At 75.3% G+C, this 12,806-nt stretch carries 13 protein-coding genes; 8 read left to right on the top strand and 5 right to left on the bottom strand.

The genetic code is table 11. The features are described from left to right. Positions 1–91 precede the first annotated feature (91 nt). The 5 genes from BJP59_RS12820 to BJP59_RS12800 all read left to right on the top strand — a co-directional run bounded on the left by BJP59_RS12820 (position 92) and on the right by BJP59_RS12800 (position 3,621). Positions 92–1,000 carry a substrate-binding domain-containing protein gene (locus BJP59_RS12820; protein ID WP_194521112.1) on the top strand — a complete coding sequence of 303 codons (909 nt, stop codon included), beginning with the start codon at positions 92–94 and terminating at the stop codon, positions 998–1,000. After that, positions 997–1,572 (top strand): GNAT family N-acetyltransferase, encoded by a 576-nt coding sequence (locus tag BJP59_RS12815; protein WP_194521111.1) that lies wholly within the window; start codon positions 997–999, stop codon positions 1,570–1,572. The genes BJP59_RS12820 and BJP59_RS12815 overlap by 4 nt, the downstream gene beginning before the upstream one ends. 38 nt (positions 1,573–1,610) lie before the next feature. Then, positions 1,611–2,003, top strand: coding sequence for an ArsR/SmtB family transcription factor (locus BJP59_RS12810; protein ID WP_194521110.1), 393 nt, complete (start codon positions 1,611–1,613; stop codon positions 2,001–2,003). After that, positions 2,000–2,659, top strand: coding sequence for an SRPBCC family protein (locus tag BJP59_RS12805; RefSeq protein ID WP_194521109.1), 660 nt, complete (start codon positions 2,000–2,002; stop codon positions 2,657–2,659). The genes BJP59_RS12810 and BJP59_RS12805 overlap by 4 nt, the downstream gene beginning before the upstream one ends. A 134-nt stretch (positions 2,660–2,793) precedes the next feature. Next, positions 2,794–3,621, top strand: coding sequence for a phosphatase PAP2 family protein (locus BJP59_RS12800; RefSeq protein WP_228485045.1), 828 nt, complete (start codon positions 2,794–2,796; stop codon positions 3,619–3,621). Positions 3,622–3,642: 21 nt separating this feature from the next. Here BJP59_RS12800 and BJP59_RS12795 read toward each other — a convergent pair whose 3' ends face one another. The 5 genes from BJP59_RS12795 to BJP59_RS12775 form a co-directional block, all read right to left on the bottom strand. Beyond that, entirely contained in the window at positions 3,643–4,470 is an 828-nt protein-coding gene (locus tag BJP59_RS12795) for a CPBP family intramembrane glutamic endopeptidase (protein WP_034653394.1), read from the bottom strand. A gap of 109 nt (positions 4,471–4,579) precedes the next feature. Further along, complete coding sequence (locus BJP59_RS12790) at positions 4,580–5,419, bottom strand: aldo/keto reductase (protein WP_194521108.1); 840 nt, start codon at positions 5,417–5,419, stop codon at positions 4,580–4,582. Between the two features lie 162 nt (positions 5,420–5,581). Continuing rightward, positions 5,582–6,628: a hypothetical protein gene (locus BJP59_RS12785; protein ID WP_228485044.1), complete on the bottom strand. Its 1,047-nt coding sequence runs from the start codon at positions 6,626–6,628 to the stop codon at positions 5,582–5,584. A gap of 366 nt (positions 6,629–6,994) precedes the next feature. Beyond that, complete coding sequence (gene msrA / locus BJP59_RS12780; RefSeq protein ID WP_194521107.1) at positions 6,995–7,669, bottom strand: peptide-methionine (S)-S-oxide reductase MsrA; 675 nt, start codon at positions 7,667–7,669, stop codon at positions 6,995–6,997. A gap of 145 nt (positions 7,670–7,814) precedes the next feature. After that, complete coding sequence (locus BJP59_RS12775; RefSeq protein ID WP_194521106.1) at positions 7,815–8,609, bottom strand: SDR family NAD(P)-dependent oxidoreductase; 795 nt, start codon at positions 8,607–8,609, stop codon at positions 7,815–7,817. Positions 8,610–8,827: 218 nt separating this feature from the next. On the opposite strand from BJP59_RS12775, the gene BJP59_RS12770 reads away from it, so the two are divergent. The 3 genes from BJP59_RS12770 to ilvA all read left to right on the top strand — a co-directional run bounded on the left by BJP59_RS12770 (position 8,828) and on the right by ilvA (position 12,721). Beyond that, on the top strand, positions 8,828–10,069 hold the full coding sequence (locus BJP59_RS12770; protein ID WP_034653371.1) for a cystathionine gamma-synthase: 1,242 nt from the start codon (positions 8,828–8,830) through the stop codon (positions 10,067–10,069). A gap of 79 nt (positions 10,070–10,148) precedes the next feature. Next, positions 10,149–11,459, top strand: a complete 1,311-nt coding sequence (locus BJP59_RS12765) for an AI-2E family transporter (protein WP_194521105.1) — start codon at positions 10,149–10,151, stop codon at positions 11,457–11,459. Continuing rightward, positions 11,456–12,721 (top strand): threonine ammonia-lyase, encoded by a 1,266-nt coding sequence (gene ilvA, locus BJP59_RS12760; protein ID WP_085387484.1) that lies wholly within the window; start codon positions 11,456–11,458, stop codon positions 12,719–12,721. Before BJP59_RS12765 ends, ilvA begins: the two co-directional genes overlap by 4 nt. The last annotated feature ends 85 nt before the right edge of the window (positions 12,722–12,806 follow it).

Genomic DNA, 12,806 nt, shown 5'->3' with positions numbered 1-12,806 from the left:
GCGGGGCGCGCGGCGGGCGTCCGGCGGGCCTGCGACGGACCCGGTGCACGCCGGGCGGGAGCGCGCGGGACCGCGCGCCTAGGCTGTCCGGGTGGACGACGACGCGGGCACGGCTCCCGAGGCAACGACCGACGGCGGCGGGGACGACGGGGCCGGCCGCCGGTTCCGGCTCGCGTACGTCCCCGGCGCGACCCCGGCCAAGTGGGTGCGCACGTGGCGCGAGCGCCTCCCCGACGTGCCGCTCGAGCTCGTCGCCGTCGAGCCCGGCGACGCGGAGCGGGCGCTGCGCGACGACGAGGCCGACGCCGCGATCCTGCGCCTGCCCGTCGACCGCGACGCGCTGAGCGCGATCCGCCTCTACGAGGAGGCGCCCGTCGTGCTCGTGTCGCGCGACCACCTGCTCGCCGCCATGGAGCCCGAGGAGCCGGTCGCGCTCGACGACCTCGCCGACGACGTGCTGCTGCGGCCGCTCGACGACGTCGTGCCGTGGGCGGGCGAGGCCGGGGCCCCGGACGACGCGCCGCAGCCACCGGGGCGGCCGGCCGACGAGCGGCCCGCGACGACCGGCGACGCGGTCGTGCTGGTCGCCGCGAACGTCGGGGTGGCGGTCGTGCCGCAGTCGCTCGCGCGCCTGCACCACCGCAAGGACGTCACCTACCGCCGCCTGGAGGGGGCGCCGTCGGCCCCCGTCGCGCTCGCGTGGGTCGCGGACCGCGACGACGACCTCGTCGAGGAGATGGTCGGGATCGTCCGGGGCCGCACGGCCAACAGCTCGCGCGGGCGTCGCGCGACGGCGCCCGCGGAGGACGCCGCGCCCGCCCGCGAGCGCCGCGACCGCGACGCGCGCGGTGGCGCGGGCCGCGGGGGAGCGGGCACGGGTCGCGGCGGAGCGGGCACCGGTCGTGCGGGAGGGGGTGGCGGGCGCGGCGGGGGCGGCGCGCAGGGCCGCGGAACGCCGAAGGGCCGGGGCGCCCGTGGTCGGGGCGGGAAGCGGCGGTGACGGCTCCGCCGCCCGCGCCGCAGGCTCCGGGTGGCTCGGTCGAGCTCGTGCTGCTCGACGCGGTGCCCCCGGACGAGCGGGGCCGGCTGCTCGCCGCCGCGCTCCGGCTCCGGCTGGGACCCGGGCAGGAGGAGTTCGTGCCGCCCGCGGCCGACGTCGTCGCCGCGGCCCACGCCGACCCGGGTCGGCACCTGCTGGTCGCCCGCCCGCCGGGCGGCGACCCCGTCGCGCTCGGCGTGCTGCACCCGGGCGGCGCCCCGGCCGAGGTCGCGGCGCTGCTCGACGGCGTCGCCCCGGACGACGTCGTGCTGTTCCGCGGCTTCCTCGTCGACGTCGCGGCGCAGGGCGGCGGCGTCGGGTCGCGCGTCGTGCGGGACCTTCCCGGCGCGGTCGCGGCGCTCGCGGCGCTGCGCGGGCGGACGGCGCCGTACGGGGCGCTCGTCCTCACGGTCAACGACCGCAACGCGGCGGGGCGGCGCGCGTACGCCCGTGCGGGGATGCACGACCGCGGCGCGTACCTCGGGGGCAGCGCCGGGCCGCAGCGGGTCATGGCACGCGCGCTCGCAACATAGGCCTTGACTTATATAAGCACAGTCTGAAAGATGGGGTCATGGAAGCGTTCGACGTCCTCGGCGACCCGGTGCGTCGCCGGATCCTCGAGCACCTCGCGCACGGCGAGCAGCCCGCCGGCGAGATCGCGGCGCGCGTGGGGGAGGAGTTCGGCATCAGCCAGCCCGCGGTGTCGCAGCACCTGCGCGTGCTGCGGACCAGCGGGTTCGCGTCGGTGCGTCCGGACGGGACCCGGCGCCTCTACGCGCTCGACCCGGCCGCCCTCGACGAGGTCGAGGACTGGACCGCGGGCCTGCGCCGGTTCTGGGAGCAGCGGCTGGACGCGCTCGGGACCGAGCTCGCCCGGGGTGCCCGCGAGCGCCGTCGGGCGACGGCAGCCGGCGCCGACGAGGACGACGAGCGCCCCACCGACACCACCAGGAGGCCAGCATGAAGGACTTCATCGCCGAGCTCGAGGCCGCGCGGCGCACCGTCGGGACGGGAGACCTGCCCGCCGGTGCGGCACGGGTCGTCACCATCGAGCGCACCTACCCGGCCGACGTCGAGGACGTGTGGGAGGCCGTCACCGACCCCGAGCGCATCCCGCGCTGGTTCCTGCCCGTGACGGGCGACCTCCGGGTGGGCGGCACCTACCAGGTCGAGGGCAACGCCGGCGGCGAGATCCGCGCGTGCGAGGCCCCGCGGCTCCTGCGGCTCACGTGGGTCATGGGCCCGCCGACGCCGGAGGACACGTCCGTCGTCGAGGTCCGGCTCGCGCCCGCGCCCGACGGCGGCACCACGCTCACGCTCGAGCACACCGCCGTCGTGCCGCCGGAGATGTGGGACCAGTTCGGCCCGGGGGCGGTCGGCGTCGGGTGGGACGGCGCCCTGCTGGGCCTCGGGCTGCACCTCGACGGCGGGGCGACGCTCGACCCCGAGGCCGTCCTCGCGAGCCCCGAGCTGCGCGCGTTCAACGTCGCGAGCAGCGAGGCGTGGGGAGCGGCGCTCGCCGCGGCCGACGGGCTCGACGCGGACGACGTCGCCGCCCGCGTCGCCGCCACGACGGCGTTCTACGTCCCCGCGGACGAGGACTCCTCCGGCACCCCGTAGGGCCGCCCCCGCGGTCGCCGGTCGGCGGTCGCACCGGGGGCGCTGCGAGGTACCGCCCTGGGGGGACGCCCCGCGGCGGACGTCCGCCGCGGGGCGGATGTTCACCCGTGGTTCACCCGGCATACCCTCGTCCGATGACTTCGCCCGATTCGTCCCGCACCACGACCCTGCCCGACCCCGTCCCGACGCGTGACGAGAGCGACGGCGCGCCGGCCGGACCCACGGCCCCCGAGCCGTCGTCCGGTCTGGCGGGGCAGGCGCTCGTGGCGCTGTCGTGGCTCGTCGGGGCGGCGCTCGTCGTCCTCGTCGCCCGGATGCTGCGCGGTCCGAGCGAGTCCCTCTACCTCGCCGTCACGGCGCGCACGGCCGACCTCCCCGGGACGGAGCTCGTCGCCGAGGGCGGCGTGCTCGTGCTCGTGGCCTGGTGCGCGCTCGTGGCCTGGCGCTCGCGCCGGGGCGGCCCGCCCGCGGTCGCGACGACGCTCGTCGCCGGCGTGGGCGCCGTCGCCGCCTACGCCGCGAGCGAGGCCGTGAAGTCGCTCGTGCGGCAGCCGCGCGGCTGCTGGGAGCTGGTCGAGGTCGCGCACTGCCCCGCGGCGGGCGACTGGTCGTTCCCGAGCAACCACACCGCGATCGCGTTCGCCCTCGCGACCGCCGTCGTCCTCGCCGGCGCGCCGGCCGTGCGGGTCCCCGGCGCCGTGCCGGCGCGGCACGCGACCCGCTCCCGCACGCGCGACCTCGCGGTGTGGGTCGTCGTGCCGGCCCTGCTGGCCGTGGCGGTCGCGGCGGCCCGCGTCGCCCAGGGCGTGCACTTCCCGCACGACGTCGTGGCCGGCGCGGCCGTGGGCGTCGCCGTGGTCGTGGCGGCGGTGACGGTGCTCGCCGGTCCCGCCACGACCGCCGTCGCGGCGGCGTGCCGCGTCGACGGTGTGCGCCGCGTGCTGCTGGCCCGACCGTCCTGACCCCGCCCGCGGGCCGCGCCGTCAGCGCGGCGCGGTGACGAAGACGTCGAACAGCTCCGGGTGGTGGGCGTGCACGAGCACGGCGAACACCACGACGTCGAACAGCAGGTGGACGGCCACGACGTAGGTGAGCGACTTGCTCCAGGAGAAGATCCAGCCCTGGACGAGCGCGAACGGCACGGTGAGCAGCGGGCCCCACTCGCGGTAGCCGAGCTCCCAGAGGAACGACACGAAGACCGTCGCCTGGAGCAGGTTCGCCGTCCACACCCCGAAGTGCTCGCGGTACAGCGCGAAGACCACGCACACGAAGAACAGCTCGTCCCAGATGCCCACCGCGTTGACGCCGACGAACAGGCGCGCGATCTCCGCGCCGCCCGTGATCGGCGGCCAGTTGAGGTACGCGCCCGACCCGATGAAGTAGAACGGCAGGATCAGGTAGCCCGCCACGACGACCACGACCAGGTACACGACCTGCCCCCGCGTCCAGCGGCGCCCCGTCGCGACGGGGAACGTGACGGCGTCCTCGCGGAAGACGAAGCGGGACAGCGCCCACGGGACGAGCACCGCGAGGGAGAGCACGACGGCGAAGCGCACCATGCCGGCGTCGGACAGGTCGGCCTTCAGCGAGATCGTCGAGATGATCCCCATCCCGACGCCGACCAGCGCGAGGTCGCGGCCGAGGCGCCGGTCCACGAGCAGCCCGAGCGCGACCCCGAGGACGAGCGGGACGTACCCGAGCGGGCGCGCGTGGACCGCGAAGAGCAGCACCGCGGAGCCAGACACGAGGACCGCGGCGAGCAGCCGCAGGGGCGACCCGACCGCCCAGGGCGGGCGGGCGGCGTCGGGCAGCGGGCTGAGCGCGGCGGAGGTCACGCGCACACGGTGCCACGACCCGCGGGCCCGGGCGCGCGCCGCCGCGCCGGGACCGGGCCGCGACCGGGCCGCGCGGTCCCCGGCGCTACAGCTCCTCGTACACCGCCGGGTCCTGGTCGTTCGTGCGCCCGTCCGCCCGGGCGAGCCCCGTCAGGGCGTTCATCTCGTGCGTGGTCAGCTCGAACGAGAAGACGTCGAGGTTCTCGCGCTGACGCTCCGGCGACGACGCCTTCGGCAGCGGCACGACGCCGAGCTGCACGTGCCAGCGCAGGATCGCCTGCACCGGGGAGACGCCGTGCGCGGCCGCGACCTGCGTGACGACCGGGTCCCGGAGCAGGTCGTTCGCGCGACCGATCGGGCTCCACGCCTCCGTGACGACGCCCCGCTCCGCGTCGGCCGCGCGCTGGAGCGGCTGCGGGAAGTACGGGTGCAGCTCGACCTGGTTCACGACGGGCGTCACGCCCGTCGCCGCGATCACCGCGTCCAGGTGCTCCGGCAGGAAGTTCGAGACCCCGACGTGCCGGACCAGGCCCCGGTCGCGGCACTCCACGAGCGCCTCGTACGCCTCGACGTACCGGCCCACGCGCGGGTTGGGCCAGTGCACGAGGTACAGGTCGATCTGGTCCAGGCCCGTGCGCAGCACCGACTCCTCGACCGTCCGGACGGCGTCGTCGTGCGCGTGGTGGCGCCCGGGGAGCTTCGACGTCACGAGCACGTCCTCGCGTGCGACGCCCGCGCGGCGCACCGCCGCACCCACGGCGCCCTCGTTCTCGTAGCTGAACGCGGAGTCGATCAACCGGTACCCCGCGTCGATCGCGCGCGCGACGGCGTCCGCACCCTCCTCGCCCTGGAGCCGGTAGGTGCCGAGTCCGATCGCGGGGATCGTCGTGCCGTCCTGCGCCGCGAGGGTGGGGATCAAGGTCATGCCCTCCATCTACGCACGGTGCGCGCCCGGTCGCTCGCTCGCTCGGCTCACGCGTCCCTCCGAGGGCCCGCGGCTCGGCACTTCAGCGTGCCCCACGAGGACTGCCGCGCCCGACGCCTGAGCGGTACCCGAGAACGGGGCTCCCTCCGGCGCTCCCGACCCTCATCCACGTCGATCGAGGTCTGCGGTGGTGTCGGCCGTCTCGAGCGCGTGCAGAGAGACGTACCGCTGGCGCTGGACGAACGCAGATCCGCGTCCGGTCGCGAGGTGCGGGATCGGCTGTCGTAGCGACCGGTGTCGAGGGTCGCCTGGCGCGGAGAGGAGGAACACCTGGTACCGACCGCCGGTCCAGCCTGCCTGGCGGGCAGCAGGGATCAGGCGGGCTATCCGGCGGTCGAAGCGGTCCGACGACCGTTCGAGGCGTGCCGCCTCCTCGTCCGTCCACGCCACGTCGTCCCGGCGGTGCTGGATCCTGGGCACGTCCGACATGATCTGCCGGTCCGCGTAGAAAGCCATCCTCTCGACGGGGCGGAAGGCGCGCGCAGCCTGACAGACGTACGCGCGATGTCCTTCGTACAGGGGCCACGCGTCGGGAGCAGGCACGACGACGGTGTCCTCGATGGTGACCGGTCGTTCACGGTAGACGTCCATCGCGCGTGAGCACTGCTCCAGCCACCGCGCAGCGGCGGGATCGATGAATCCCGCGAGCTCGACGACCTGCCTGATCTCGAACGGGACGTCGACGTTCACCATGGAGTCGTGATGGGCGAGCCGGTTCCGGAACTTCCGGACTCGTTCCACGGCCGACGAGACCTGCTTCCTCCGCCCGTCGCTGTAGGGGAACGCGTGGCGGACGGCATCTCGCCACAGCTCTTCGTAGCGTGACCCCAGCAGACCGGACCAGAACCCGAAGCTCAGTCCCGCGACGATCTGGTGCCGACTCTCCTGGCCCCGTGGGCGCAAGCGAGATCGCACCGTCTCGACCTGCTCCGCGACGGACTCCCCGCCGGGCGCCGGCAGCAGGAACCACGGGATGCCCACGGCGCGTTCGCGGAAGTGCTCTGCGAGCGCACGGTCGAGGGCGTTGCGCATCAGGACCTCGAGATGGCCGACGATCTCGAACGCCGCGGAGGCCGTGCGACAGCTCCACTCGTAGAGATCGAGCGCTCGAGCCCGGTCGTCGTCCGCGACCCGCAGGTAGGGCGCCATGCGCGGTTCGGACAGGAGCTCCCAGACCACCAATGACGTAGGCGCTCCCTGGCTCGTACCTGTGCCCCCATCGCTCTCGTGCGCCCCCTCGCCCTGAGTCATGCCGGGATGATAGCGTCGACGACGAACGCCCCAGTGCCGCCTCTGACGCAAGCGCCTGGGGCTTACCCCTGCCTGGACGACCGTCTCTCCAGGGACGGTCGCGGCCGCCTGTCGACGTCGACACGGACCACCCTCGGGTACCGACACCACCAGGGCGTGGAGCATTTGCCGATCTGCCTGGGGCAGAGGTCGTCGCCTCGGTACCTGAGGACGCGTGCCGCAGCCCGGACCCCGAGGGCCGGACCGCGGCACGCGGCCGGACGGCTACGCGGCGCTCGGGAACGGGACCCCCGTGGTCGCGTGGCAGCGGTAGCCGTTCGGGTTCTTGTCGAGGTACTGCTGGTGGTAGTCCTCGGCGTAGTAGAACGGCCCGGCCTCGGCCGCGGGGCGCATCTCGGTCGTCACCGGGTCGTACCCCTTGGCCTCGAGCACCGCGGAGTAGCGCGCCGCCGTCTCACGGACGGCTCGCTCCTGCTCGAGCGTCGTCCAGTACACGGCGGACCGGTACTGGGTGCCGACGTCGTTGCCCTGGCGGTAGCCCTGCGTCGGGTCGTGGCGCTCCCAGAAGATCTTGAGCAGCTCCTCCTCGGAGACCTTCGTCGGGTCGTACGCGACGAGCGCCGTCTCGGTGTGGCCGGTGCGCGCGGTGCACGCCTCCTCGTAGGTGGGGTTCGGGGTCGTGCCGCCCATGTAGCCGACGGCGGTGCTCACCACCCCGGGGACCTGCCAGAAGATCTCCTCGGCGCCCCAGAAGCAGCCCATCGCCAGGTAGAGCACGCGCGTGCCCTCGGGCCACGGGCCGGTGATCGAGGTGCCGAGCACGGTATGGGGACGCGGCGCCTGCAGTACGGGCGACTGACGCCCGGGCAGCGCGTCCTCGGGTGCGATCATCGTCGTCTTGCCGGACGAGCCGAAGATCGCGTCGAAGATCGAGTTCATCGCTTACCTCCTGAGGTGCCCGGACGACCGGGGCGCTGGCCCACGACGCATCGTCCTGGCACGGGGTAGAACGCGGCGGGGGCGGTCGGTGTTCCGCGGACGCACCGCGACCCGGGGGGCCGGGAGTGCGTCCGGCCCGAGCCTCTCACGGGACGATCGAGTCGATGTACCCGCCGTCGACGCGCACCGCGGCGCCGGTCGTCGCCGACGCGAGCGGTGACGCGAGGTAGGCGACCATGTGCGCGATCTCCTCCGGCTCGATGAGGCGCTGGAGCAGCGACTGCGGGCGGTGCTCGCGCATGAACACGCGCTGCGCCTCGTCCCACGGCAGCTCGTCGCCGACGAGCTCGCGCGCGAACGCCTCCACCCCGCCCGTGTGCGTGGGCCCGGCGAGCACGCTGTTCACCGTGACGCCCGTGCCCGCCGCCGCCTTGGCGAACCCGCGCGAGACGCCGAGCAGCGCCGTCTTCGTCACGCCGTAGTGGATCATCTCGGCCGGGATCACGACCGCCGAGTCGCTCCCGACGAACTGCACCCGGCCCCAGCCGCGCTCCGTCATCCCCGGCAGGTACGCGCGCGTGAGCCGCACGCCCGCGAGGACGTTCACCTCGAAGTAGCGGCGCCACGTGGCGTCGTCGATCGCGAGCGGGTCCGCGCTCGAGAAGATGCCGAGGTTGTTCACCAGCACGTCGACGTGCGGCACGGCGTCGAGCACGGTCGCCGTCCCCTCGTCGGTCGCGAGGTCCGCGGCCACGCCCAGCACGTCCGCCCCGGGCACGTGCTCGCGCACGTCCGCGGCGGCCCGCTGCGCCGTCTCCTCGGAGCGCCCGTTGACGACGACCGCCGCGCCGCACGCCGCGAGCGTGCGCGCGATCGCGAGCCCGATGCCCTGCGCCGAGCCGGTGACGAGCGCCCTCCTGCCGTCCAGGTCGATCCTCATGCGCGGGCTCCTTCCGGGTCGTCGGACGACGGTCGCCGCCCGCCTCCCTACCGTGCCCCGCGGCGGTCGCGGCCGCCACCGCCCCGCCGCCACCGCCCCGCCGCCGTCGCCATGGCCGCCGCCATGGCCGCCGTCGAGCAGGTGGTCCTGGCTCGTCCGGGTAGCGGGACGGACCAGGACCGCCTGCTCGGCGCAGGGGGTGCGCCTAGGCTGGTCGGGTGACCACCTCGAGCGAGCACCCCGACTGGACCACCACCGGCTTCTCCACGCGTGCGATCCACGCGGGCCAGGACCCGGACGCGACGACCGGCGCCGTCGTGCCGCCGATCCACCAGGTCTCGACGTACAAGCAGGACGGCGTCGGCGGGCTGCGCGGCGGCTACGAGTACTCGCGCTCCGCGAACCCGACGCGCACCGCCCTGGAGGAGGCGCTCGCGGCCGCGGAGTCCGGCGGCCTGCGCCCGACGGCGGACGGGTCGCCCGCCGCGCGCGGGTTCGCCTTCGCGTCCGGCCTCGCCGCCGAGGACACGCTGCTGCGGGCCGTCGTGCGCCCCGGGGACCACGTGATCGTGCCCGACGACGCGTACGGCGGCACCTACCGCCTCATCGCCCGCGTGTTCGGGCCGTGGGGCGTCGAGCACACGCCCGTCGACCTCACGGACGTCGAGGCCGTGCGCGCGGCCGTGCGCCCCGAGACGCGCGTCGTCTGGGTCGAGACCCCCACGAACCCGCTGCTCGGCGTGAGCGACGTCGCGGCGCTCGCGGGCGTCGCGCACGACGCCGGGGCGCTGCTCGTCGTCGACAACACCTTCGCGACCCCCTACCTCCAGCAGCCGCTCGCGCTGGGGGCGGACGTCGTCGTGCACTCGACCACGAAGTACGTCGGGGGCCACAGCGACGTCGTCGGGGGAGCGCTCGTCGTGGCGACGGGCGCGCAGCTCCCCGGCGGGCTCGCGTCGCCCGCGGGCGGCACGGACGTCGCGGGGGCGGTGGGCTTCCACCAGAACGCGTCGGGCGCCGTCGCCGGGCCGTTCGACGCGTGGCTCACGCTGCGCGGGCTCAAGACGCTCGCGGTGCGCATGGACCGCCACCAGACGAACGCGGCCGCCGTCGCGGAGTTCCTCGACGCGCACCCCGCCGTGACCGAGGTGATCTACCCGGGCCTCGCGTCGCACCCGGGCCACGAGCTCGCCGCGCGTCAGATGTCCGGGTTCGGCGGCATGGTCTCGTTCCGCGTGGGCAGCGAGGCGAAGGCGCTCGACGTGTGCGCGCGCACGCGGGTGTTCACGCTCGCGGAGTCGCTCGGCGGGGTCGAGTCGCTCGTCGAGCACCCCGGCCGCATGACGCACGGCTCCGTCGCGGGCACGGCGCTCGAGGTCCCCGACGACCTCGTCCGGCTGTCCGTCGGCATCGAGGACGTCGAGGACCTCCTCGCCGACCTCGGGCAGGCGCTCGCCTGACGGGGAGATCCTGCGCACACCGCGCGGGCTCGCCGTGCGCAGGGGCGCGCGGCGGGGGCCGCTCCCCTAGGGTTGCGCTGTGAGCGCGCAGACGGACCAGCACCGCACCCCCGACCCGCTTCCTCCCGCGCGTCCCGGCGCAGCGGCCGTGCCCGACGCCGTGCGCTCGGCCGCCGCGTGGTCGTGGCGCTTGCTGCTCATCGGTGCGGCGATCGCGGCCGGGCTGTGGGTCGTGACGCAGCTCAAGGTGATCGTCGTGCCGATCGCGGTGGCGCTGCTGCTCACCGTGCTCCTCACGCCGGTCCAGCGGTTCTTCCGGCGGCACCTGCGCATGTCGCGCGGCCTCGCGTCGGGCGCCGCGCTCATCGCGCTCATCGTCGTGGTCGCGGGGCTCATCGCCATCGCGGGGCAGCAGATCGTCAGCGGCTTCCAGGACCTGCGCGACCAGGCCGTCGAGGGCTTCGAGCAGTTCACGAACTGGCTCGCCGACGGCCCGCTCGGCCTCGACTCCACCACGCTCTCGCACTGGCTCGACCAGGCCGGGACCGCGGTGTCCGAGAACCAGGACTCGATCGTCTCGGGCGCGCTGGGCGCGGCGACGACCATCGGCCACGTGCTCGCCGGGGCCCTCATCGCCCTGTTCTGCACGTTCTTCTTCCTGCTCGACGGCCGCTCGATCTGGTCGTGGGTCGTGGGGCTGCTCCCGCTGCGCGCCCGCGACCGCGTGCACCAGGCCGGCCGTCGCGGCATCGTGACGCTCGCCGCGTACACGCGCACCCAGATCCTCGTCGCCGCCGTCGACGCGGTCGGCATCGGCGTCGGCGCCGCGTTCTTCGTGCCGTCGCTCGCGCTGCCGCTCGGCATCCTCGTCTTCGTCGGGTCGTTCATCCCGATCGTCGGTGCCATCGTCACCGGGTCCATCGCGGTGCTCGTCGTGCTCGTCGCGCAGGGCTGGGTGCAGGCGCTCGTCATGCTCGGCATCGTGCTGCTCGTGCAGCAGATCGAGGGCCACATCCTCCAGCCCTTCCTCATGGGGCACGCGGTCTCGCTGCACCCCGTCGCCGTGCTGCTCGTCGTCGCGGCGGGCAGCTTCGCCGCGGGCATCGTCGGCGCGCTGTTCGCGGTCCCGATCGCCGCGGTGCTCAACACGGTGGTGCTCTACCTGCACGGCCACGACAAGTTCCCCGAGCTCGGCACCGACGACCGCGTCGTCGTGCGCGGCAGCCCGCAGCCGCCCGTCATCGCGCGCGCCGAGTCCGACCTCGACGACACGGGCGCCCGCCGCCCCGGTCGCCGGGCGCACGACGCCGGCGGCTCGGCGGTCGTCGAGACGCAGGATGCCGGCGTCGCCCACGCACCGGGCGAGGGCACGCCGGGAGAGGCGCGGTGACCTCGGGTCCCGTGCCCGTCCCGCTCGACGACGTCCGCGACGCCGCCCGCCTGCTCGACGGCGTCGCGTACCGCACGCCGGTCCACACCACCCGGGCGATCAGCGAGGCGGCGGGCGTCCGGGTCCTGCTCAAGTGCGAGAACCTCCAGCGCGCGGGGTCGTTCAAGGTCCGCGGCGCCTACGTGCGCATGGCGCGCCTGAGCGCCGACGAGAAGGCGCGCGGCGTCGTCGCGGCGAGCGCGGGCAACCACGCGCAGGGCGTCGCGTTCGCCGCGGGACTGCTCGGCATCCGGGCCGTCGTGTACATGCCGGTCGACGCCGCGCTCCCCAAGGTCGCGGCGACGCGCCAGTACGGCGCCGAGGTCCGGCTCGTCGGCGCCGACGTGGACGAGACGCTCGCCGCCGCGCGCGCCGAGGCCGACCGCACGGGCGCCGTCTTCATCCACCCGTTCGACCACCCCGACGTCGTCGCGGGCCAGGCGACCATCGCGCTCGAGATCCTCGAGCAGGTGCCCGACGTCCGGACCGTCGTCGCCCCGCTCGGCGGCGGCGGGCTCGTCGCCGGGCTCGCCGCGGCGTTCGCGCAGGCCGCGCCGCACGTGCGCGTCATCGGGGTGCAGGCGGAGCGTGCCGCGGCCTACCCGGGCTCGCTCGCCGCAGGAGAGCCGACGACGGCCCGGCTCGCCGGGACGATGGCCGACGGCATCGCGGTCGGGACCCCGGGCGCGGTGCCGTTCGGGATCGTCGCGCACCACGGCGTCGAGGTGCGCACCGTGACCGAGGAGGAGATCTCCCGGTCGCTCCTCATGGTCGCCGAGCGCGCGAAGCTGCTCGTGGAGCCCGCCGCCGCGACCGGCGTCGCGGCGCTCTTGTCCGGGACGGCCGCGGTCGACGCGGGCGCGGCGGACCCGGTCGAGGGACCGGTCGTCGTCGTGCTGTCCGGGGGCAACGTCGACCCGCTCGTGCTGCTGCGGGTCGTGCGGCACGGCCTCGCCGCCGCGGGCCGGTACATCCAGCTCCAGGTGCTGCTCGACGACCGCCCCGGCGCCCTCGCGCGCATGCTCGAGGCGATCGCGGCGAGGCGCGGCAACATCATGCACATCGACCACGACCGCACGGACGTGGGCCTCGCGATCGGCGAGGCGTGGGTGCGCATGCAGGTCGAGACCAAGGGCCCCGAGCACTGCGACGAGCTCGTCGCGCACCTGCGCTCCGCGGGCTACCGCGTCGAGCGCAGCGACGGCGGGTCGCCGCGGGTCTGACGAGACCCGAGAAGCGAGAAGTGGCCCCTCCGACACGTGTCGGAGGGGCCACTTCTCACGTCTCGCCCGGCGGCGTGCGGCCGCC

Origin of the sequence: Cellulosimicrobium sp. JZ28 (assembly GCF_015327065.1) — a bacterium.
Classification (GTDB): Bacteria; Actinomycetota; Actinomycetes; order Actinomycetales; family Cellulomonadaceae; genus Cellulosimicrobium; species Cellulosimicrobium funkei.
The sequence above is the reverse complement of the archived record's forward strand: the minus strand, read 5'-3'. Positions and strand labels throughout refer to the sequence as shown.

Excerpts from the sequence above, each read along its gene's own strand:
- BJP59_RS12810 (WP_194521110.1), top strand. The coding sequence starts at position 1,611 with ATGGAAGCGTTCGACGTCCTCGGCGACCCGGTGCGTCGCCGGATCCTC.
- BJP59_RS12805 (WP_194521109.1), top strand. The coding sequence starts at position 2,000 with ATGAAGGACTTCATCGCCGAGCTCGAGGCCGCGCGGCGCACCGTCGGG.
- BJP59_RS12800 (WP_228485045.1), top strand. The coding sequence starts at position 2,794 with ATGACTTCGCCCGATTCGTCCCGCACCACGACCCTGCCCGACCCCGTC.
- BJP59_RS12790 (WP_194521108.1), bottom strand. The coding sequence starts at position 5,419 with ATGACCTTGATCCCCACCCTCGCGGCGCAGGACGGCACGACGATCCCC.
- BJP59_RS12785 (WP_228485044.1), bottom strand. The coding sequence starts at position 6,628 with ATGGCGCCCTACCTGCGGGTCGCGGACGACGACCGGGCTCGAGCGCTC.
- msrA (WP_194521107.1), bottom strand. The coding sequence starts at position 7,669 with ATGAACTCGATCTTCGACGCGATCTTCGGCTCGTCCGGCAAGACGACG.
- BJP59_RS12775 (WP_194521106.1), bottom strand. The coding sequence starts at position 8,609 with ATGAGGATCGACCTGGACGGCAGGAGGGCGCTCGTCACCGGCTCGGCG.